Genomic DNA, 21,415 nt, shown 5'->3' with positions numbered 1-21,415 from the left:
TGGCCGGCCATCGATCGCGGTTGCTGCCGCAATGACCCGCGGCATGGCGACAAAGAGCATCATCATGAGCGGCACAAGGACGCCCTCGCTCGGCAGCGACTCATTGCTGCCGCTCGGCTGTTGGAGAGCCGACCACCTCGAGGCGTTCGAAGATGTAGTAAACGGGGACGGCGCCGATGATGGCCAGTGCCGCCGGCGGGCTGACGAACGCGACGGCGATCGCGGCCAGATACAGGACCGACGCTGCCCCGAATCGCAGCCGCGCCTTCCAACGGGCCCGCTGCGGCAACGGCTGCTTGAGCCGCCCGGAACGCAGGGTCCATTCGAAGATCCCGGCGAAGCTGAACCCCATGCCCATGAAGGCAGCCGCATACAGAAGTACCGCTACCCGGGCGTCCTGCCCGCCCAGTGCGAGGTACTTGGCCACCGTCGCTGTATCTACCGGGATGAGGACGACGAACAGCAGCAGGACCAGGTTGAGGAGGGCCAGGGTCCGGTCAACCACGACGACGTTCTGGACGAGGGCGTGATGGTTGATCCAGATCAGCCCGATCGTGGCGAAGCTGATCAGGTAGGCGACAAATGCAGGCCAGTGGTCGGCGACTTGATGCAGGAGCGGGCCATGACCCGGGCCGGCCACCGCCAGATTCAACGCGAGTAGCGTGATCGCGACTGCGAAGACCGCATCGCTGAATACCTCCAGCCGGGTTCGGCTCACTCCACAGTTCTACCGCAACGGCATGATTTGCCACGGGGGTTCAGCCCTGGCCAGGTACCGCCGGGCCCGGCCGCCGCAACCCACCCGCCCTGATGGCGGCGTGTCGGAGGCTCGCCCAGGCGGCGGCGCGTGCGGCCCTCTCGGGCCGCCTTGATGGGCGGCTGTCGTGACCCGGTTGCGTCAACCGGTCGACTCACGGCAGTGCCCGTCGGGAAAAGCCTGGTGGAATTGGAGCCCCCGGCCGGGATCGAACCGGCGACATCTCGCTTACAAGGCGAGTGCTCTGGCCAGCTGAGCTACAGGGGCGCGTGCGTCGAGGTCAGCATAGCGACTGACGTCCGGTTATCCCGCTCGCGAGGCCTCCCGAGCATGGGAAACGTCAACAACCCGACGCCCGTTACGGCCTCACGCCGTCTACTCGTACGTCGATTGATGTCTGACCGTGCCCGAGTGCCCGGATTGTGTAGGCAATGCGCCACCTCTGATACTCCCCTGCCTTGGCAGCGCGGGGAAAGCCGTTTACGGTGCAGTGACACGGAGGACAGGTGCGGTCGCCCTCGCGACCGACCCGGCCGCCGTTGACCGGCACGGCCACCGTGCCGGTCGCTCCTTCACTCGGATCGTCCGGCACGTTCCTGCCGGTGAAAGGAAGCGCTTCACCATGGCTACGGTCACCTATTCCAAGGCATCCCGGGTCTACCCGGGCCAAGAGCGTCCCGCCGTCAACGAGCTGGACCTCGAGATCGGCGACGGCGAGTTCCTCGTCCTGGTCGGCCCCTCCGGTTGTGGCAAGTCCACCAGCCTGCGGATGCTCGCCGGCCTGGAGGACGTGGACGCCGGCTCGATCTACATCGACCAGCGCGACGTCACCCACCTGCCCCCGAAGGCCCGCGACATCGCGATGGTCTTCCAGAACTACGCCCTCTACCCGCACATGACGGTGTACGAGAACATGGCGTTCGCCCTCAAGCTGCGCAAGACCTCCAAGTCGGAGATCGACCGGCGGGTCAAGGAGGCAGCCGGGCTGCTCCAGCTGGAGGAGTACCTCAGCCGCAAGCCGAAGGCGCTCTCCGGTGGTCAGCGTCAGCGTGTCGCGATGGGCCGGGCGATCGTCCGCGAGCCGCAGGTCTTCCTCATGGACGAGCCGCTGTCGAACCTCGACGCCAAGCTGCGCGTGCAGACCCGTACCCAGATCGCCTCGCTGCAGGCCAAGCTGGGCGTCACCACGGTCTACGTCACGCACGACCAGGTCGAGGCCATGACCATGGGTCACCGGGTCGCGGTGCTGCTCGACGGTGTCCTCCAGCAGGTGGACACCCCGCGGGCGCTCTACGACACCCCGGCCAACGTCTTCGTCGCCGGCTTCATGGGCTCCCCCGCCATGAACATCAAGACCGTCCCGCTGAACGAGCAGGGCGCCGAGTTCGCCGAGCTGCAGATCCCGCTGACCCGCGAGCAGGTCGCGGCGGCCCGGGCCGAGGGCGGCGACGGCAAGGTCACCGTGGGCTTCCGCCCGGAGGACTGCGACCTGGTCAGCCCAACCGAGGGCGGCATGCCGGTCGTCGTCGAGCTGGTCGAGGACCTGGGCTCGGACGCCAACGTCTACGGCCACGCCGCCCTGGGTGGCAACTCGGAGCGCTTCGTCGTCCGCACCGACCGGCGCTCGATGCCGAACATGGGGGACACCGTGTTCGTCAAGCCGCGCACCGGCCGCAGCCACGTCTTCCACGCCACCACCGGCAGCCGGATCTGACGTAACGCCGTACCAACGGGGGCGGTCCGCTTCGGCGGGCCGCCCCCGCTGTCTGCCGGGACCGGTCAGGTCCCTCGGACGCGACGAGGCCCCGTTCCCCACCGGTGGGGAACGGGGCCTCGTCGACGTGTCGTTACAGTTCCGCCGCGCGGCGACGGGAGACCTCGGCCAGGGCGACCGCGGCGGCCACGCTGGCGTTGAGCGACTCGACCTCGGAGATCATCGGGATGCTGACCGTCAGGTCGCAGGTCTCGCCGACCAGCCGGGACAGCCCGCGCCCCTCCGAGCCGACCACCACGACCAACGGGCCGACCGCGGCCTCCAGGTCGTAGAGGTCGGTGTCGCCGTCGGCGTCCAGGCCGACGACCGTGAACCCGGCGTCCCGGCACGCCCTCAGCGACCGGGTCAGGTTGGTGACCTGCGCCACCGGAACCCGCGCGGCCGCGCCGGCGCTGGTCCGCCAGGCGGTCGCCGTGATCCCGGCGGCCCGACGCTCGGGTACGAAGACACCCTGCGCGCCGAACGCGGCAGCCGACCGGATGACCGCGCCCAGGTTGCGGGGGTCGGTGACACCGTCCAGCGCCACCAGCAGAGGAGCCTGCTGCTCCACCGCCGCGGCGACCATGTCCTCGAACGGCTGGTACGCGAACGGCGGCACCTGGAGCCCGACGCCCTGGTGCAGCACCCCGCCGGTCATCCGGTCCAGCTCGGCCCGGCTGATCTCCAGGTTGGCGATACCCCGGTCGGCGGCGGTCCGGATGATCTCGTTGATCCGGTCGTCCATGTCGATGCCCTGGGCGGTGTAGAGCGCCGTCGCCGGCACCTGGGCGCGCAGCGCCTCCAGCACCGGGTTGCGCCCGACCAGCAGCTCCGGCGTGTCCCTCGCCGGGTTGGACTTGCGCCCGGGGGTAACCCGGGGACCCGACCGGCCGCCGGGCTTGCCGCCGCGGCCGCCGGCGCTGCCACCCCGGTTGGCCGGAACGCCCCGGCCGCCACCCCTGCCCCAGGTGGTGTCCTTGCTGCCCGGCTGGCCGATCTTCGGGGCACGCCCCTCCTCGGCCGCCGCCCGACGCTCCTTGTCCTGCTTCCAGGCGGTGCGCTGGGGCAGCTTCTCGGTGCCCGAGTAACCCTTGTGCCAGGGCCGCTCGTCGGCGGGAAGGGTGCGACCCCGCCCGGCCAGGGAATCCTTGTTCTTGCCGCCGGAGCCCTTGGGGGCGCCCGCCTTCGGCGTCAGTCGCCGGCCACGGCGCTGCGAGTTGCCGGCCATCAGTCCTGCTCTCCAATAGTCCAACGGGGCCCCTGGGGGGTGTCCTCGACCACCACGCCGGCCAGCTTGAGCTGGTCGCGTACCGCGTCGGCGGCGGCCCAGTCCTTGCGGCCCCGGGCCTGCGCGCGCTGCTCCAGGGCCAGCGCGATCAGGGAGTCCACCACGGCACGCAGATCATCCGTACGGCCGCCACCGGTCCAGGCCGGGTCGAGGGGGTCGATGCCGAGGATATCCAGCATCGCCCGCACAGAGGCCAGGGTGGTGCGGACGGTCACATCGTCGCCGGTGCTCAGCGCGGTGTTGCCGTCCCGGAGCTGCTGTTGCAGCACGGCCAGCGCGGCGGAGGTGTTGAGGTCGTCGTCCATCGCCGCGGCGAACCCGGCCGGCAGCTCGCCGAGGTGCCCGGCACCGACCCGCTCGGCGGCCCGCAGCACGAAACCCTCGATCCGGCGGTACGCGGTGGCCGCGTCGCGCAGCGAGTCCTCCGAGTAGTCGATCACGGAGCGGTAGTGCGCGGCGGCGTAGTAGTAGCGCAGCTCCACCGGCCGCACCCCGAGCGAATCCACGTACCTCAGATCAAGGGCGTTGCCGGCGGACTTGCCCATCTTGGCCCCGCCGATGCTGAGCAGCCCGTGGTGCACCCAGTAGCGGGCGAACGGCAGCCCGGCCGCCTGGGACTGGGCGATCTCGTTCTCGTGGTGCGGGAACGTCAGGTCCAGCCCACCGCCGTGGATGTCGAACTCCGGACCCAGGTAGCGCCAGCACATCGCCGAGCACTCGATGTGCCAGCCCGGGCGACCCAACCCCCACGGCGACGGCCAGTAGGCGTCCGCCGGCTCGCCCGGCTTGGCGCCCTTCCAGAGCGCGAAGTCGCGCGGGTCCCGCTTGCCGCGGTCGGGGGCGTCCCCGGCCGACTGCATCGCGTCGGGCGACTGACCCGACAGCGACCCGTACGCCGGCCAGGAGGCCACGTCGAAGTAGACGTCTCCGGAGCCGTCGGAGGCCGGGTAGGCGTGCCCGTCGGCGATCAACTTCGTGATCAGCTCGTGCATCTCGGGGATGTGCCCGGTGGCGCGCGGCTCGTAGGTGGGCGGCAGCACGTTCAGCGCCCGGTACGACTCGGCGAGGATCAGCTCGTTGGCGTACGCGATCGACCAGAACGGCCGGCCCTGCTCCCCCGCCTTGACCAGGATCTTGTCGTCGATATCGGTCAGGTTGCGGATGAAGGTGACCTCGTAGCCGACGGTCAGCAGCCAGCGACGCAGCACGTCATAGTTGACACCGGAGCGAAGGTGACCGATGTGCGGCGGGGCCTGGAGGGTGAGACCACACAGGTAGACCCCCACCTTGCCGGCTTCCCGCGGGACGAAGTCCCGCACCGATCGGGTGGCGGTGTCATACAGGCGTAGCGTCACCGTACAAGGGTAGCCGTCCGCGCCTGTCCGAGTCCGCCGGTGCCGGGTCGTACGCTGCCAGGCGTGGATGCGACCGCACGCCCCGGCGAACCGCCGGCCCGCCCCAGCGCCAGCGCCCGCCGGGCCGACGACGCTGGCGGACGGGGTGGGGAGGCATCACAGACCCTGGATCGCGGGCTGCGACTGCTGCACCTGGTCGCCGACGCGCCGGGCGGGCTGACGGTCACCGAGGTGGCGAACCGGCTCGGCATCGGCAGGGCAGCCGTCTACCGGCTGGTCGGCCCGCTGACCGGGCACGGCATGCTGCGCCGCGACGGCGACGGGCGGCTGCGCCTCGGTGCCGGGGTGCTGCACCTGGCCCGGCGCGCCCAGCCGCTGCTCGCCGAGGGGGCGCTGCCCGCGCTGCGCCGGCTCGCCGAGCAGGCCGGCGCCACCGCACACCTGACCGTGGTGGAGGGCGGCGAGGGCATCGCCCTGGCCGTGGTCGAGCCGAGTTGGACGTCGTTCCACGTCGCGTACCGGACCGGGGCGCGGCATCCGCTGGACCGGGGCGCTGCCGGTCGGGCCATCCTGGCCGGCCGAGCCGGGGTGGCGGAGCCGGTGAGCAGCAGTGGTGAGTTGCAGTCCGGGGCGTACGGGGTGGCCGCGCCGGTGCTCGGTGTGCCCGGGCTGGAGGCCAGCGTCGGAGTGGTCGCGCTCGCGCCGCTGGACGTCGACACGGTCGGCCCCCAGGTGCTGGCCGCCGCCACGGCCGTCGCCGTCGCCCTCCGCTGACCCCCACCACCTCACCGAGGCGCGGCTCGACACCCTGCCCCACTGCTCGGTCACCTCGGGATCACGGACGTCGTGGTGTCCGGCTGCGTGCGACAGCCCGACTTCCGGGATCGCGAGTCGATCATGGCCCGTGCCATACCACAATCCGCGAGTACGCCCGCGCTTGTCCACAGGGGCTGGTCGGGCACCTGGGCGCGGTTTTCCACAGGGGTTTCGAGGGGCGCTCGGCGGTCGGCACGCTGCCGGGCATGCCGCCACGTCCGTACCGACCCGAGACTCTGGCCTGGCAGGTCTTCCGCGGCTCCGACGCTGTCCGGGACGACCTGCTCACCGAGCACCAGCTGCGCAGCACCGCCTGGGTGCGACTGCGCCACGACGTCTACGCCGACGCACGGCTCGACCGGGACCACGCCCTCGCCTGTCGCGCGGCCCTCCTGCGGCTGCCGCCCGGCGTGGTGGTCGCGGGCCCGTCAGCCGCCTACCTGCACGGCGTCCAACACGCCGCCACCTTCACCGACGACGTGCACGTCCTGGTGCCATCCCCGCTGCGGATCGGCGCGCAACGCGGCCTGCGCGTGCACGCCAACGCCATCACCCCGCTCCCCGACGTCGCAGCGGAGTGCTCAGCAGGCGTCGGAAACGTGATACCCCGCTCGGATCCCGGTCAGGCCGCCTGGGAGACGGCCGTCTGGTTGGAGCCGGTCCGCGCGGTCACGATCGTCGACGCGCTGCTGGGGCAGGGGCTGACGGATCGCGACACCCTGGCCGGCGTGGCCGCCCGCAACATGCACCGGTCTGGCGGGCGGCGGGCACGGTGGGTCTTCGAGCTGGCCGACCCGGGCGCCCAGTCGCCGCCGGAGTCGCAGCTGCGGGTTCGGCTGGTGCTCGGCGGGCTGCCCCGGCCGGTGGTCCAGCATCCGGTCCGGCTGGCCAACGGTGTCGTCCTGCATCCCGACCTGGCCTGGCCCGAGTATCGGGTGGCGGTGGAGTACGACGGGCAATCCGACGCTGATCAGCTGCACCGCGACCGCCACCGGCTGAACCTGCTCGTCCGCGCCGGGTGGCTGGTGCTGCACGTGACCAGCCGACGCCTGCACGCCGAGTTCCCGGCGGTGCTCCGCGAGGTGCGCGGCGCGCTGGCCGGTCGGGGTTGGCGCCGGTGAGTGCCCCGACTGACAAGGTCGACTCAACTTCCTGGAAATCGCGCGGTCCGCAGGCCCGTGACACCCCGCCATCAAGGAACCCGAGTCGATCAAGGCGCACGGCCGAGACGCGGAGACGACGTCGGGGCCCGGCCGACGTGGTCGACCGGGCCCCGACGTGCTGCCTTACGGCTGGGCGTTCGGCTTGAGCGGGGTCTTCACCGCCGCGTAGGCGTCGACGATCCCGTAGCCGTAGAAGCCGTTGAAGTTGACCCCACCGGCGCAGTAGGCGTCGTAGGTCTCGTCCCGGCCCTCATTGCGGTACTGCTGCAGCCGCGGCTCCGGGCAGGCGTGCTCGGCCGCCGTCCGGTAGAGGTGCTGCTCGACCAGGTCCGGCGACATCCCGAAGCCACCCCGGCGCTCCGCCTTGCCGAACCGGCTGACGATCAGCGCGGCCACACCGGCGGCGTGCGGGGACGCCATCGAGGTGCCCTGGAGGTAGGTGTAGTAGCCGCACTCACCGTTGGCCTTGCACTGCTTGAAGACGAGCGTGGCCACCCGCGGGTCGATGTTGCCGTTGGCGTCCACCCGGGGGTCCGGGATGGTGGCGGAGATCGGCTCCTCCTGGAGCACCTTCAGCGGGTAGGTGGAGAGGATCCGGTTGCCCGGGCTGTTGTACGACGGGGTCCCGAAGCCGTCCCGGGCGAAGCCACCCGGCGCGGCGACCGAGATCTGCTCGGTGCCGTAGTTGGAGAAGTCCGCCTTCTTGCCGGACGGACCGACCGACGACACGCCGATCACGTGCGGACCCTCTGCGGGCAGGTCCCAGCAGCTGTTGTTGTCGATCGGCCGGTCGTACGGGGCGGCGCCGTAGTCCGGACTGGTGGTGTCCGTGCGCGGGGCGCCCAGGTCCTCGTTGTTGTTGCCGAGCGCGCCGACCAGGGTGACGCCCTTGTTGTGGGCGAAGGTCAGCGCGCGCTTCATCGCCTTGATGATGGCCCGCTGCTCGGCCTGGCTCGTCGGGGAGTCGGCCGGGTTGGCGGTGCAGTTGTAGAGCCACGGGTCGACGTAGAACGACATGTTGACCACGTCGATCCCGGACCGGCCGGCGTAGAGCAGAGCGTTGACGACCGGGTTGAGGAAGAAGTAGCCGGAGTCCTGGCCGCCCTTCAGCTCGACCAGGGAGACGTTCGGGGCGACGCCGGAGAGGCCGAGACCGTTGGCCGCGGCGCCGATGGTGCCCGCCACGTGGGTGCCGTGCCCACCGTCGTCGGTGCCCACCGCGTCGAGGCAGCTCGGCACCTCACACGGGCCGTCCACATCGGTCATGTCGGGCGCGAAGTTGCGCGACAGCGACCAGTTGAAGTTCGGCGCGATGTCCGGGTTGCTGGCGTCGACGCCGGTGTCCAGCACGCCGACGGTCACCCGGCGGTCACCGGGCTCGATCTTGCGGGCCTGGTCGGCCCGGATCATCTCCAGGCCCCAGAGCTTCTCGTCGAGCGGGTCGAGCTTGGCGCCCTTCTTGGCGGCGGCACCGGCGGGGGCCGTGTTGGCCAGCACCTGCTCCTGCTCGACCCGGTCCAGCTTCGGCTTGCGGCCGATGGCCTTCTGCTCGGCGGCGCCGATCAGGGCCGGGGCGGCCGTGGCCCTGGCCGCGAAGTCGGCCCGGTCACTGGTCACCTGGAACATGCCGACCTCGTCGGACCGGGTCACCACCGTGCCGCCGGCGGCACGGATGGCGGCCACCGCCGCGTCGGCGGCGACGCCGTCCTCGGCGACGACGGTGAAGGTTCGAAAGCTGGTCGGCGCGGCGCTGGCCGGTACACCCAAGCCCGCAGCCGTAAGTGCCAGCACAGCCGCGGTCGCGACGGCACCGGCGGTGAAGCGCTTGCTCACCACATCGGATCCTCTCGTTGAGGGACGTGGCAGCCATCACACAGCACCCGACCGGTTTTCGCCACGTCAGCGTCCGTTATGGCGATGAATCTCTCCTTCATCCACCCGGATCGACGCGAGCCCCGTCCGGGTCGGCGCGAACCCCGGGCAGATCGGTCCGTACCGCCGGCCGGTCAGCCGGCATCGCGGGCAGGTCGGCCAGCAGACCACCGGAAGATCGGCCACGGTGGACACTGCGGCGTCGGGTACGCACCCGGTCGGGCGGGGCAGGCCGTGCCGGTACAACCACACCGAGCGCGCAGGCCAGCCCGCCGAACACCACGGCGCCTATCGGCTGTCGGTGGCCAGCGCGGGCTCGGGCGCGGCGGGTGCCGGCGCCGACGGCGACCCGCGCAGCTCGTCGAGGCGCACCAGGGCGACCCCGGCGACGATCATCGCGCCGCCGAACAACTGCCAGGCGGTGGGCAGTTCGTCCAGGAACAGCCAGGCGATCAGCACCGCGAAGAGCACCTCGGTCAGCCCCACGAACGACGAGAGCCGGGGGCCGAGGATCCGGGTGCCGGCGATACCGGCCAGGTACGCGATCACGGCAGCCACCAGGGAGAGCCCGACGATGGGCACCAGCCAGCTGGTGCGCTGCCCGGCGAAGGTGACCTCACCGAAGGTGGCCCGCAGCGGCAGCACACCAGTCAGCCCGATGATGAGCAGAGCGGCGGCGCCGACGGCCATCCCGCCGCTGGCCATGGCGACCGAGGGCAACCGGGGGTCGACCCGACCGGCGAGCACGAAGTAGCCGGCCAGACCGAGCGCGGCGCCCAGCCCCCAGAGCACGCCCACCGGGTGGAAGTCGGCGGTGCCGGCGAGGTCCAGCACGAACGCCAGCCCGGCCAGGGCGGCCACGGATCCGGCCACGGTGAGCTGGCGGGGGCGCTGCCCGTGCCGCAGCCACATCCAGGCCACGACGAGGATGATGCCCAGGTACTCCAGCAGCAGCGCGACGCCGACCGGCAGGTAGCGCACCGCGTTGAAGAAGCAGACCTGGGCCAGCGCCACGCCCAGCAGCCCGAACATTCCGATCGCCGCGGTGTTCTGCCGCAGGACGTGCCACCGGCCGCGCAGCGAGAGCAGCGCGGGGATCGCCAGCACCAGGGCGGCCACGCCGACCCGGGCGATCACCGCGGCCTCGGCCGACCAGCCGGCCTCGATGAGCGACCTCGCGAAGGTGCCCGAGGTGGCGAAGGTGACCGCGGAGAGCAGCGCCAGCGCGGCACCGGCGGCGGGTCGTGACTGCATCTCGCGCTCCTCGGGACGGCACGGTGTCATGAGCAAACTATCCTTGTGCTCATGACGCTAGGCGGCCACTGTGACAGGAGTCAAGTTGCTTTTCGCTCATGACACCGAATGTTCGCTGATCGCCGCCGCCGCGCTCGTCAACACGGCGGGCCGGGACGGCGAACTGCTGCCCGACATCGCCGCGCTGGACGCGTTCTTCGTCCGGCACTCCTACAGCGGCCGGCACGAGCACACCGAGGCCGAGCTGCGCGCCGTCCGGGAGCTGCGGCCCCGGCTGCGCCGCATCTGGTACGCCGAGCCCGCCGAGATCGTCGCCGTGGTCAACGGCCTGCTGCTCGAACACCGGGCGCTGCCACAGCTCATCGAGCACGACGACGAGCCGTACCACCTGCACGCCGTGCCCCGGGATGCGCCGCTGGCCACCCGGATCGCGGTGGAGGCCGCGATGGCGATGGCCGACCTGGTCCGTGCCGGGGAGCTGAGCCGGCTGCGGATCTGCGAGTACCCGGACTGCGACAACGTGGTCGTCGACCTGTCCCGCAACCGGTCGCGCCGGTTCTGCGACGCCGGGTGCGGCAACCGCGCCGCCGTGACCGCCTACCGCGCCCGGCGGGCGGCCGGCCGTTCCTGAACGGTGTCCGCCCACTCCCCGGCCCGCAGCTCGTACTCCACCTCGCCGTGCTCGGTGCCCGGGATCGGGTCGTCCCAGTGCAGGTGGAAGGTCCGTACGTAGCGCAGGCCCGCCTTCGCCATCACCCGCCGGGAGCGTCCGTTGACCGCCATCGTCTCGGCCCAGACCCGGCGCACACCGACGGTGGCGAAGGCGTACCGGACCAGCGCCCGGGAACCCTCGGTGGCCAGCCCACGCCCCCACGTCGAGCGGCGCAGCCGGTAGCCCAGCTCGGCCTCCGTGCCGTCCGTCGACGGGTCGAGCGCGAACCAGCCCAGGAAAGCGCCGGTCTCCCGGTCGAGCGCCGCCCACCGGCCGAGCCCCGGGTGCCGGTCGTACTGGGCCAGCAGCCTCGGCAACTGCTCGTCCCGGACGGTGGCCGGCGGGGTGGCGACACCACCGGTGAGGAAGCGCATCACCTCGGGATCGCTGTCCAGCTCGACCAACGCGCCCACGTCGGCCATGGCGAGCCGCCGGAACCGCAGCCGCTCGGTCACCGGCGGCAGGCCCTCGTCTACTCCGCCCATAACGGGATCATCGCGCCGCGAACCGACACCGTCGAGCCGATTTCCGGCCCTCCAGCGACCAACGGTCAGGGATGGGTCATCCGGAGCAGGTCGAGCGCCTCGTCGAGCTGGGTCTCGCTGAGCTTGCCCGAGTCGACATGCCCCCGGGAGATCACCACCTCGCGGATCGAGGTCTGCCGGGCCAGCGCCTCCTTGGCGATCGAAGCGGCCTCGTCGTACCCGAGGTAGCGGTTGAGCGGGGTGACGATCGACGGCGAGCCCTCGGCGTACGCCAGGCAGACCTCGGCGTCCGCGACCACGCCGGCCACCAGGCGGTCGGCGAACAGCCGGCTCGTCGCGGCCAGCAGCCGGATCGACTCCAGCAGGTTACGGCCCATCACCGGGAGCATCACGTTCAGCTCGAAGTCGCCCTGCGAACCGGCGAAGCCGACCGTGGCGTCATTGCCGATCACCTGGGCACAGACCTGCCGCATCGCCTCGGCGACCACCGGATTGACCTTGCCCGGCATGATCGAGGAGCCGGGCTGGAGGTCGGGGATGCGCAGCTCCCGCAGGCCCGCCCGGGGACCGGAGCCCATCCAGCGGATGTCGTTGGCGATCTTGTAAAGGCCGACCGCCACCGTCCGCAGCTGCCCCGAGGTCTCCACCAACGCGTCCCGGGCACCCTGTGCCTCGAAGTGGTTGCGCGCCTCGGCCAGCGGCAACCCGGTCGACTCGCGCAGCTTGCCGATCACGGCGGCGGCGAAGCCGAGCGGAGTGTTGATCCCGGTGCCCACGGCGGTGCCACCCAGCGGCAGCTCGGCCAACCGGGGCAGCGCCGCCTCCAGCCGCTCGACGCCGTAGCGGACCTGGGCGGCGTACCCACCGAACTCCTGCCCCAGCGTGACCGGGGTGGCATCCATCAGGTGCGTACGCCCGGCCTTGACCACGGTCTCGAACTCTGCCGCCTTGGCCTCCAACGCCTCCGCGAGGTGGGTCAGCGACGGCAGCAGATCCTCCACGATGAACTGCGTGGCGGCCAGGTGGATCGAGGACGGAAAGACGTCGTTGCTGGACTGGGAGGCGTTGACGTCGTCGTTCGGGTGCACGTCCCGGCCCAGCTCCCGGGTGGCCAGGGTGGCGATCACCTCGTTGGCGTTCATGTTGGACGACGTCCCCGACCCCGTCTGGAACACGTCGATCGGGAACTGGTCGTCGTAGCCGCCGTCGGCCACGTGGGCCGCGGCCGCGGCGATGGCCGACGCCACGTCCGCGTCGATCACACCCAGCTCGCCGTTGACCTCCGCGGCCGCACCCTTGATCTGGGCGAGCGCCTTGATCTGGGCCGGCTCGATGCCCCGCCCGGAGATCGGGAAGTTCTGCACCGCACGCTGGGTCTGCGCCCGCCACAGCGCCTCGGCGGGCACCTCCACCTCACCCATCGAGTCACGTTCGATCCGGTAACCGGTCGCCTCTGGAGTCGTCACGCGTACCATCCTGCCGCGCCCGTCGCCGACTTGCAGATGATCCGTCAGTCCAACTCGGCCAGCAACTGCTCCACCTCGCGCTGGTCCGGCGAGTCGATCTCCCGCAACAGGTACATCGCCCTGACCAGGTGCGCGCGGCACGCCGCCGGGTCCGTGTACCGAACGCAGCGGGCCATCCCCACCAGCGCCCGGGACTGCTCCTGACGGGCGGCCAACCGGGTGGCGTCGGCGAGCACCCGGCGGTGCAGGTCGAGGGCGCTGGTCACGTCACCCTGATCCAGGATCGCCCGGGCCAACAGGTTGCGCGTGGCGCACTGGGCGATCCGGTCCCCCGCCTCGGCCATCGCGACGAGGGCCGCGCGGTGCAGGTCGGCGGCGCGCTCCGGGTGACCGGCCTCCCGTTCCATGGTCGCGATCTCGTTGAGCACCTCGCCCTCGCCGAAACGAGCACCGGCCCGCCTCTTGAGACGCAGCGCCACCCTCAGCAGCCGGGCGGCCGGCGCCAGGTCGCCCATCCGGTGCCGGATCATGCCCAGGTGCCCGAAGGCGTTGCCGATCTGCCGCGGGTCGCCGATCTCCCGGCCCAGGGCCAGGTGGCGTCTCGCCGTGCGCAGGGATTCCTCGTGCCGGCCCCAAAGGAGCAGGGCGATCGACAGGTTGTTGAGCACGTGCGCCAGCGCCACCGAGTCCTGCATCCGCCGCGCCAACGCGGCGGACGCGTCGTAGCACTCCCGGCCCCGGCGGTAGTCGCCGTTGGCGGCGTGCGCGGTGCCCAGGTTGCCCAGCGTGTTACGGACATCGCGACGCGACCCGAGCCGGCGGTAGAGGTCGACCGCCCTCTCCATCAGTCGGATCGACTCCGAGAACCCGCCCAGGCGGTAGTGAGCCGACGCGAGGTAGTTCAGCGTCATCGCCACCGCCGCGTCGTCACCCAACTCCTCGGCGGCGCGCAGGCCGACGGTGTGCGTCTCGATCAGCTCGTCGAGCCGACCGCCCTCGAACTGGGCGTGCCAGCAGGCCCGCGCCAACTGCCAGCAGTGGCGGGGAAACCCTTCCGCATCCGCGAGCCGAACCAGGGCGCTCAACGCCGGCAGATTCTCGTCGAACCAGGCCCGACCCTGCTCCGCGACGAGCGCGACCAGGTCGGGGCGGACCGGCTCGGGCAACAGCGTCAGCGAGTGACCCGACGACAGCTCCGTCCTCTGGGCGATCGCCGCGGCGACGTGCAGGTGGTGGCTGAGCAGTCGCTCGACACCGTCCCGTCGCTCGGCGGCCCGCTCCGGCCCGGCGACCAGCGTCCGCGCGTACTCCCGGACGAGGTCGTGCAGCCGGTACCGGCCCGGCTCCGCCTCCTCCGCGAGGTGCGCGTCGACCAGCTCGTCCAGCAGGTCCTGCGCCTCGGGTAGGGGCAGCTCCGCGAGAACGGCGACGACCGGGTTGTCGAACCGTACCCCCGGGTGCAGGCCCAGCAGCCGGAACGCACGCTGCGCCGCCGGCGACACCTGGGCGTACGACAGGGCGAAGGCGCGGCCTACGGACCGCTCGCCCGCTTCGAACTCGGCCAGCGGGTCCCGCCGGGAGGTCAGCCGCTCGGCCAGGTCGGCGATCCGCCAGCGGGGGCGGTGCGCCAGCCGGGCGCCGGCCAGCCGGATGGCCAGCGGCAGGTGCCCGCAGCGGCGGACCACCTCGGCGGCGGCCTCCGGCTCCGCCGCCACCCGGTCCGCGCCGGCCACCCGCCCGAGCAGCTCGACGGCCTCGTCGGCGTCGAGCACCGGTAGTGACGACGGTCGTCCCTCGTCCACCCCGACCAGCCGACGGCGGCTGGTGATCAGGACCAGGCAGCGCGGGCTGTTGGGCAGCAGCGGGGTCACCTGGTCGGCGCTGGCCGCGTTGTCGAACACCACCAGGGCGCGCCGGCCGGCCAGCTCCGTCCGCCAGAGCGCCAGCCGGTCGTCCAGGTTCACCGGCACCCGCTCCGCCGGAATCCCGAGCTGACGCAGCAGGGTCGCCACGGCCGCGCCGGGCGTCAACGGGCTGCGCTCACTGTGCCCGTGCAGGTCGATGAAGAGCTGGGCGTCCGGGTAGCGGCCAGCGAGAGCCGTGGCGACGTGCACGGCGAGGGTGGTCTTGCCGCTGCCGGCCATCCCGTCGATCAGTTGGATCTGGGTGACGTTCTCCTCCACCTCCTTGACCAGGCGGGCGACCGTCTGCTGCCGGCCGGTGAAGTCACCGATGGCGCGAGGCAGCGAGCGGACCGGGGCGACCGGGCGGGTTTCCCGGCCGGCCAGGGCAAGGTCGCCGGCGAGCACCCGTTGGTGCAGTTCCTGCAACTCGGCGCCCGGCTCGATGCCCAACTCGTCGGCGTAGATCCGCCGGCCCTCCCGGTAGACCGCGAGCGCGTCGGCCTGCCGGCCGACCGAGGAGAGCGCGAGCATCAGGTGGACCCGCAGCCGCTCCCGCAGGGGGTGCTGGTCGACGCTCTCGGTCAGCTCCTCGATCAGTTCGGCGGCGCGCCCGAGGCGCAGCTCGACGTCGACGCACTCCTCCAACGCGGTGAGGCGCTGCTCGTCGAGCGCCTGCGCACGACGGCGGACGCTGCGGCCGGGGATGCCGCCGAGCGCCGGCCCCCGCCAGAGCGCCAGGGCAGCACGGAACCGGTCACGGGCGTCGGTCAACCGCCCGGCCGTGACCGCTGCACGGGCTGCCTCCACACCCCGGGTGAAGACCTCGGCGTCCAGCTCCGCAGGCCCGGTACGGACGCCGTAGCCCGCAGGGTCGGTGACGATGGTCTCCGGCGCCAACCCGAGCTCGGCGAACCGGCGCCGCAACCGCGACACGCAGGTCTGCAACTGTGCCCGGGCGGTGACCGGCGGGTGCTCCTCCCAGACCGCGTCGACCAGCTCCTCGACCGGCACCAGCCGGTTGGCGCGCAACAGCAGCATGGCGAGCACGATCCGGTCGCGACCGGCGGTGACGGTGGACTCGCCACCGCCGACCCGCAGAGGCCCCAGGATCCCGAACCGCATCTGCTTCCCCCGCATTGACCGTGCAACTTCCAGCAGAGTAGCCCGGCGGTCACGGATCGCCCCGATCCGTCGATAGTGATCTGAGAGCGGATCGACAGCGACAACCCGGAGACTCGCTCCGGGTTGTCGGTGACGACATCCGACGGGGGCGGTGCGCCCGTTCCACCCCAGCGGGGCGGGCGCACCGATGTCGGTAGTGCACGGACGACAGAGGGGCATCGGGCCGATCAGCCCGATGCCCCTCGCGTGTCGGCCGGGTCAGCGGCGGCCGACGGTGAGCACCGGCTTGGTGACCTCGGCGAAGAAGTCGTTGCCCTTGTCGTCGACGACGATGAACGCGGGGAAGTCCTCCACCTCGATCTTCCAGACCGCCTCCATGCCCAGCTCCGGGTACTCCAGGACCTCGACGTGCTTGATGCAGTCCTGGGCGAGGCGTGCCGCGGGGCCGCCGATCGAGCCGAGGTAGAAGCCTCCGTGCTGCTGGCAGGAGCGGGTCACCTGGCCCGACCGGTTGCCCTTGGCCAGCATCACCTGCGAGCCACCGGCGGCCTGGAACTTCTCCACGTAGGCGTCCATCCGGCCGGCCGTCGTCGGGCCGAACGAGCCCGAGGCGTAACCCTCGGGCGTCTTCGCCGGGCCGGCGTAGTAGACCGCGTGGTCCCGCAGGTACTGCGGCATCGGCTCGCCGGCGTCCAGCCGTTCGGCGATCTTGGCGTGGGCGATGTCGCGGGCCACCACCAGCGGGCCCGACAGCGACAGCCGGGTCTTCACCGGGTACTTGGACAGCTCGGCGCGAATCTCGTCCATCGGCCGGTTCAGGTCGACCCGGACGACCATCTCGGCGTCGAGGGAGTCGTCGGTGACGTCGGGCAGGAAGCGCGCCGGGTCGGTCTCCAGCCGCTCCAGCCACACGCCCGACGGGGTGATCTTGGCAACCGCCTGCCGGTCCGCGGAGCAGGAGACGGCGATGGCCACCGGGCAGGAGGCGCCGTGCCGGGGCAGCCGGACCACCCGTACGTCGTGGCAGAAGTACCGGCCACCGAACTGCGCGCCGATGCCGAAGTTGCGGGTCAGCTCCAGCACCTGAGCCTCCAGCTCCAGGTCACGGAAGCCGTGTGCGCTCATCGAGCCGGCGGTGGGCAGCGCGTCGAGGTACTTGGCGCTGGCGTACTTCGCGGTCTTCAGGGCGTACTCGGCGGAGGTGCCGCCGATGACGACGGCCAGGTGGTACGGCGGGCAGGCGGCGGTGCCGATCAGCCGCAGCTTCTCCTCCAGGAACTGCATCATCCGCGTCGGGTTGAGCAGCGCCTTCGTCTCCTGGTAGAGGTACGACTTGTTGGCCGAGCCGCCGCCCTTGGCCATGAACAGGAACTTGTACGCGTCGGGGTGCCCGTCCGGGTCCTCGGCGTACAGGTCGACCTGGGCCGGCAGGTTGCTGCCGGTGTTCCGCTCGTCCCACATGGTCAGCGGGGCGAGCTGCGAGTAGCGCAGGTTCAGCCTGGTGTACGCCTGGTAGACGCCCCGGGAGATGGCCTCGGCGTCGGCGCCGTCGGTCAGCACGTGCCGGCCGCGCTTGCCCATCACGATGGCGGTGCCGGTGTCCTGGCACATCGGGAGCACCCCGCCGGCGGCGATGTTGGCGTTGCGCAGCAGGTCCAGGGCGACGAACCGGTCGTTCGGCGAGGCGGCCGGGTCGTCGATGATCGCCCGGAGCTGGGCCAGGTGCGCCGGTCGCAGGAAGTGCGCGATGTCGTGCATCGCCTCGGCGGTCAGCGCGGTGAGCGCGGCCGGCTCCACGGTGAGGAACCGGCGGCCTCCCGGGCCGTGTACGACGTCCACGCCCTCGTCGGTGACCAGGCGGTAGTCCGTCTGGTCGGGGCCGGTGGGCAGCAGGGGGGCGTACGAGAATGCGGCGGCACTGCTCATGAGCGGCAAGCCTAGGGCAGACCGGTCGATCATTCCCACCCGCCGGGCTGCTCGTGGGACGCCGCTCTCATCCGCCGGGTGGGCCCGCGCTTCCGACCCCTCCCGGGCACCGCCACTCAGGGCGAGGCACGCCCCGACGGACCGCGAGCTCAGCCGTCCTTGCCATCGGCCGGGTCGGGGCAGAGTTCCCGCTTGGGCCCGCAGGTGCCGCCGTCGTCGGGGTTGGAACCGGTGCCTCCCGGGCCGGGGATGCCGCCGTCGCCGGGCGGCGGGGCAGGGCCGCCGCCGGTGGCGCCGAAGCGGACGTACCCGATCTCCCGCCCCTCACCGATGATCATGCCTTGCGGCCCGACGGCGAGGGCGTTGGCGGACGTCCGCAGGGCGGCCAGCTCCCGGCCGGTTCGCGGGTTCACGGCGACCAACCGGTTCGGCTTCTCGTCGGCGACCACCGCCGCGTACGGGGTGAGCGCGGCACCCGCCTTGCCGCTGGCGGGCCGGGTCCACAGGACGCGGTCGGTGCCGAGCTCCCGCGCCACCACGGACCGCTTGTCGGCGGCCCGGAACACCGCGTAACGGTCGTCGACCGCGATCAGCCGGGCGTTCGGTTCGCCGACCCAGAGCAGGCGCCCGTCGTACCCGTCGATCACCGCCTCACGGCCGTCCGGGCCGACGCCGATCAGGACGTTCCGCGCGCCCTGCGGGTCCTCCCGCTGGACGCAGCCGGCGCTGTCGGCGGTGCGCAGGTTGACCCCGGCCCGCTGCCAGGCCTCCTGGCCGGTCGCCGGGTCCCGCGCGGAGATGGCGAAGTAGCAGCTGCCGTCCTGGGAGCGGGCGACGATCCGCAGCATCCGGCCGCCCACCACGGAGAGCCGCTCGTCCTGGCCCGGTTCGACGTTCTGCAGCACGCGCCCGGTGGCGGTGTCGACCACGTGCACGCGGCCGTCGACCGGGAAGCCGAGCAGCGGTGGTGCCGGCTCTGGCCCGGCAACCCCGTCGTCGACCCGGGTGGCGGTGAGCCGGCGGGTGCCCCGCAGGCCGGGGTTGTCGGCGAGTAGCCCACTGTGCACCCCGGGCAGGAAGGCCGTCCACAGTGGTGCGGTGCCGCGCGGGTCCCAGGCGCTCAGGGTGCAGTCGGTGGCGTCCGTGCAGTGGGCGTCCAGCAGCAGGTTCCGGTAGGTCCAGACGGCCACCGCGTCGTCGTCGCGCCGCCGGGTCGCTCCGGTGGTCGGGTCGAGCAGTTCGTAGCCCTTGACCAGCAGCTTGCCCACGGCGACGACCGGGTCGCGGTCGCCGCCGGCGACCGCCGACCAGTCGGCCTTGCGCTCCCAGAGCTTGTCGCCGGTGGCGAGGCTGCGGGTCTCGACCCGGGTGCGTTGCTCGACCACCACGGTGTCGCCGGCGATGGTCACGCTGCGCGGCGTGCCGCCGACCCGCTGCTGCCAGACCACGTCCGGATCGGAGATGGGTTGGCTGCGGTCCACCCAGTCCCACAGGCCCGGGAAAGGGTTCCACACCCCGGTGGCGGCGAGGGCGACGACCACGGCGAGGCCGAGCAGCAGGCCACCGCGCACGCTCCCCTTCGCCACACCGCACACCGTAGCCACGATCACGGATCTTCCGTACGCCCGCGCCGCCGTGTCGCCGCGCTTTCTGCGGCCGGAGGTGTTAACAGGGGCCCGCGCGACCGGACGGCGGGCCCCTACTGTCGTACGGCGCTGCGGATCAGGGGCAGCGTGCGGTACGGGATCTGCTCGGCCAACGCGATGATCGTCGACGCCCGGGTGATGCCGGCGAACGAGACGATCTGGTCGATGACCCGTTGCAGGTCGGTGTTGGAGCGGGCCACGATCCGGCAGAGCAGATCGCTGGAGCCGGTGATCGTGTGGGCCTCCAGCACCTCGGGGATCGCGGCCAGGTGGGCGGTGACCGGGTCGTGGCCCTGCCGCTGACTGATCTCCAGGGTGACGAAGCTGGTCACCCCGAACCCGATCTCGGCGGGTGAGACGTCCGGGCCGAAGCCGCGGATGACACCCCGGTCGACGAGCTTGTCCAGCCGGGCCTGCACGGTGCCCCGGGCCACGCCCAACCGCCGGGAGCACTCCAGCACCCCGATCCGCGGCTCGTCGGCGAGCAGTTCGATCAAGCGCACGTCGAGTGCGTCGAGCTGTACAGCCTGCTCACCGTTCATGGGTTAGGACCATACCGAATGTGCAACCTGACCAGCATCTACTCCGACAGTTGCCCAGCCGGGGGCGGCAGCGCGATCCTCGCCACAGCAACCGACAACGGCGGCCCACGAGGCCGGCCGGTACGCGAGGGAGGCCACCATGACCCAGGCGATCGACCGACCCCAGTCGACCGAGGACGTCGACGTCGACCAGCTCGTCGGCGCCGTCGACCACGACATCAGCCACGACCCGTTCCCGGTCAGGGGCCTCGACCACGTGCACTTCCTGGTCGGCAACGCCAAGCAGGCCGCGCACTACTACTCCACCGCCTTCGGCATGACCTGCGTGGCGTACCGCGGGCCGGAGCAGGGCTACCGCGACCACGCCCAGTACGTGCTGACCAGCGGCTCCGCCCGGTTCGTTCTGACCGGCGCGGTGCGCCCGGACGCCGACGGCGCCGAGCACGTGGCCCGGCACAGCGACGGAGTCAGCGACATCGCCCTGGAGGTGCCGGACGTCGACAGCGCGTACGCCCACGCCATCGCGCAGGGCGCCGCCGGCGTGGTCGAGCCGCACGAGGTGACCGACGAGCACGGTACGGTCCGGCTCGCCGCCATCGCCGCGTACGGCGACACCCGGCACACGCTGGTCGACCGGTCCCGCTACACCGGCCCGTTCCTGCCCGGCTTCGTGGCCCGCGGCCCGATCGTGGACCGGCAGCCGATGATCGACGCCGGCATCCAGCCGAAGCGCTTCTTCCAGGCCGTCGACCACGTGGTCGGCAACGTGGAGCTGGGCCGGATGGACGAGTGGGTCGAGTTTTACAAGCGGGTGATGGGCTTCTCCAACATGGCGGAGTTCATCGGCGACGACATCGCCACCGACTACTCGGCCCTGATGAGCAAGGTCGTGGCGAACGGCACCCGCAAGGTCAAGTTCCCGCTGAACGAGCCGGCGATCGCCCGCAAGAAGTCGCAGATCGACGAGTACCTGGAGTTCTACCAGGGGCCGGGCGCCCAGCACATCGCGGTCGCCACGAACGACATCCTGGCCAGCGTCGACGCGATGCGCGCCGCCGGGGTGGAGTTCCTCGACACCCCGGACTCGTACTACGAGGACCCGGAGCTGCGCGCCCGGATCGGCAACGTCCGGGTGCCGATCGAGGAGCTGAAGGCCCGCCGGATCCTGGTCGACCGGGACGAGGACGGCTACCTGCTCCAGATCTTCACCAAGCCGGTGCAGGACCGCCCGACCGTCTTCTTCGAGCTGATCGAGCGGCACGGCTCGCTCGGCTTCGGCAAGGGCAACTTCAAGGCGCTCTTCCAGGCGATCGAGCGGGAGCAGGAAGCCCGGGGCAACCTGTAACACTTGCGG

Annotated in this window: 16 protein-coding genes and 1 tRNA gene; 5 read left to right on the top strand and 12 right to left on the bottom strand. The window is 71.9% G+C overall.

Annotation, left to right across the window (positions count from 1 at the left end):
- Positions 1 to 100 precede the first annotated feature (100 nt).
- Complete coding sequence (locus ACTWLT_RS01020; protein WP_252417274.1) at positions 101 to 718, bottom strand: TMEM175 family protein; 618 nt, start codon at positions 716 to 718, stop codon at positions 101 to 103.
- 229 nt (positions 719 to 947) lie between these two features.
- Positions 948 to 1,024, bottom strand: a tRNA-Thr gene (locus tag ACTWLT_RS01015).
- 355 nt (positions 1,025 to 1,379) lie between these two features.
- Between ACTWLT_RS01015 and ACTWLT_RS01010 the strand changes: the two genes are divergently transcribed.
- A complete protein-coding gene (locus tag ACTWLT_RS01010) occupies positions 1,380 to 2,471 on the top strand; it encodes an ABC transporter ATP-binding protein (RefSeq protein ID WP_252417275.1) in 1,092 nt (363 codons plus the stop codon).
- A gap of 133 nt (positions 2,472 to 2,604) precedes the next feature.
- Here ACTWLT_RS01010 and rlmB read toward each other — a convergent pair whose 3' ends face one another.
- Entirely contained in the window at positions 2,605 to 3,738 is a 1,134-nt protein-coding gene (rlmB, locus tag ACTWLT_RS01005) for a 23S rRNA (guanosine(2251)-2'-O)-methyltransferase RlmB (RefSeq protein WP_445316757.1), read from the bottom strand.
- Positions 3,738 to 5,153, bottom strand: a complete 1,416-nt coding sequence (gene cysS, locus ACTWLT_RS01000; protein ID WP_445316756.1) for a cysteine--tRNA ligase — start codon at positions 5,151 to 5,153, stop codon at positions 3,738 to 3,740. Before cysS ends, rlmB begins: the two co-directional genes overlap by 1 nt.
- 63 nt (positions 5,154 to 5,216) lie before the next feature.
- Between cysS and ACTWLT_RS00995 the strand changes: the two genes are divergently transcribed.
- Positions 5,217 to 5,927, top strand: a complete 711-nt coding sequence (locus ACTWLT_RS00995; protein WP_374558488.1) for an IclR family transcriptional regulator — start codon at positions 5,217 to 5,219, stop codon at positions 5,925 to 5,927.
- 248 nt (positions 5,928 to 6,175) lie between these two features.
- Positions 6,176 to 7,090, top strand: coding sequence for a hypothetical protein (locus ACTWLT_RS00990; protein ID WP_445316755.1), 915 nt, complete (start codon positions 6,176 to 6,178; stop codon positions 7,088 to 7,090).
- Between the two features lie 165 nt (positions 7,091 to 7,255).
- On the opposite strand, the gene ACTWLT_RS00985 is transcribed toward ACTWLT_RS00990, so the two are convergent.
- A complete protein-coding gene (locus ACTWLT_RS00985) occupies positions 7,256 to 8,965 on the bottom strand; it encodes a S8 family serine peptidase (RefSeq protein WP_445316754.1) in 1,710 nt (569 codons plus the stop codon).
- 327 nt (positions 8,966 to 9,292) lie between these two features.
- On the bottom strand, positions 9,293 to 10,258 hold the full coding sequence (locus tag ACTWLT_RS00980) for an EamA family transporter (RefSeq protein ID WP_445316753.1): 966 nt from the start codon (positions 10,256 to 10,258) through the stop codon (positions 9,293 to 9,295).
- Between the two features lie 85 nt (positions 10,259 to 10,343).
- Here ACTWLT_RS00980 and ACTWLT_RS00975 point away from each other — a divergent pair, with 85 nt between their 5' ends.
- Positions 10,344 to 10,889, top strand: a complete 546-nt coding sequence (locus tag ACTWLT_RS00975) for a CGNR zinc finger domain-containing protein (protein WP_252417283.1) — start codon at positions 10,344 to 10,346, stop codon at positions 10,887 to 10,889.
- Here ACTWLT_RS00975 and ACTWLT_RS00970 read toward each other — a convergent pair.
- From ACTWLT_RS00970 to ACTWLT_RS00945, 6 genes are all read right to left on the bottom strand, one after another.
- Positions 10,856 to 11,455 (bottom strand): GNAT family N-acetyltransferase, encoded by a 600-nt coding sequence (locus ACTWLT_RS00970; RefSeq protein WP_445316752.1) that lies wholly within the window; start codon positions 11,453 to 11,455, stop codon positions 10,856 to 10,858. The two genes, ACTWLT_RS00975 and ACTWLT_RS00970, sit on opposite strands and share 34 nt — an antisense overlap.
- Before the next feature lie 65 nt (positions 11,456 to 11,520).
- On the bottom strand, positions 11,521 to 12,930 hold the full coding sequence (locus ACTWLT_RS00965) for a class II fumarate hydratase (RefSeq protein ID WP_445316751.1): 1,410 nt from the start codon (positions 12,928 to 12,930) through the stop codon (positions 11,521 to 11,523).
- Between the two features lie 35 nt (positions 12,931 to 12,965).
- Positions 12,966 to 15,947, bottom strand: coding sequence for an AfsR/SARP family transcriptional regulator (locus ACTWLT_RS00960; RefSeq protein ID WP_445316750.1), 2,982 nt, complete (start codon positions 15,945 to 15,947; stop codon positions 12,966 to 12,968).
- A 258-nt stretch (positions 15,948 to 16,205) separates the two neighbouring features.
- On the bottom strand, positions 16,206 to 17,873 hold the full coding sequence (locus tag ACTWLT_RS00955) for a fumarate hydratase (protein WP_252417287.1): 1,668 nt from the start codon (positions 17,871 to 17,873) through the stop codon (positions 16,206 to 16,208).
- 149 nt (positions 17,874 to 18,022) lie between these two features.
- Entirely contained in the window at positions 18,023 to 19,468 is a 1,446-nt protein-coding gene (locus ACTWLT_RS00950) for an outer membrane protein assembly factor BamB family protein (protein ID WP_445317034.1), read from the bottom strand.
- A 104-nt stretch (positions 19,469 to 19,572) separates the two neighbouring features.
- Positions 19,573 to 20,061 (bottom strand): Lrp/AsnC family transcriptional regulator, encoded by a 489-nt coding sequence (locus ACTWLT_RS00945; protein ID WP_252417289.1) that lies wholly within the window; start codon positions 20,059 to 20,061, stop codon positions 19,573 to 19,575.
- A gap of 139 nt (positions 20,062 to 20,200) precedes the next feature.
- On the opposite strand from ACTWLT_RS00945, the gene hppD reads away from it, so the two are divergent.
- Positions 20,201 to 21,406: a 4-hydroxyphenylpyruvate dioxygenase gene (gene hppD / locus ACTWLT_RS00940; protein ID WP_445316749.1), complete on the top strand. Its 1,206-nt coding sequence runs from the start codon at positions 20,201 to 20,203 to the stop codon at positions 21,404 to 21,406.
- Positions 21,407 to 21,415: the final 9 nt, after the last annotated feature.

The sequence above is a fragment of the Micromonospora yongxingensis genome (assembly GCF_052601155.1).
Note: the sequence above shows the minus strand (reverse complement) of the source record. Positions and strands in the feature narration are given on the sequence as shown.

Bases quoted from the DNA above. Each gene is read 5' to 3' on its own strand.
- ACTWLT_RS00970 (WP_445316752.1), bottom strand. From the start codon at position 11,455: ATGGGCGGAGTAGACGAGGGCCTGCCGCCGGTGACCGAGCGGCTGCGG.
- ACTWLT_RS00990 (WP_445316755.1), top strand. From the start codon at position 6,176: ATGCCGCCACGTCCGTACCGACCCGAGACTCTGGCCTGGCAGGTCTTC.
- ACTWLT_RS00960 (WP_445316750.1), bottom strand. From the start codon at position 15,947: ATGCGGTTCGGGATCCTGGGGCCTCTGCGGGTCGGCGGTGGCGAGTCC.
- ACTWLT_RS00980 (WP_445316753.1), bottom strand. From the start codon at position 10,258: ATGCAGTCACGACCCGCCGCCGGTGCCGCGCTGGCGCTGCTCTCCGCG.
- ACTWLT_RS00945 (WP_252417289.1), bottom strand. From the start codon at position 20,061: ATGAACGGTGAGCAGGCTGTACAGCTCGACGCACTCGACGTGCGCTTG.
- ACTWLT_RS00965 (WP_445316751.1), bottom strand. From the start codon at position 12,930: ATGGTACGCGTGACGACTCCAGAGGCGACCGGTTACCGGATCGAACGT.
- hppD (WP_445316749.1), top strand. From the start codon at position 20,201: ATGACCCAGGCGATCGACCGACCCCAGTCGACCGAGGACGTCGACGTC.
- ACTWLT_RS01010 (WP_252417275.1), top strand. From the start codon at position 1,380: ATGGCTACGGTCACCTATTCCAAGGCATCCCGGGTCTACCCGGGCCAA.
- rlmB (WP_445316757.1), bottom strand. From the start codon at position 3,738: ATGGCCGGCAACTCGCAGCGCCGTGGCCGGCGACTGACGCCGAAGGCG.
- ACTWLT_RS00955 (WP_252417287.1), bottom strand. From the start codon at position 17,873: ATGAGCAGTGCCGCCGCATTCTCGTACGCCCCCCTGCTGCCCACCGGC.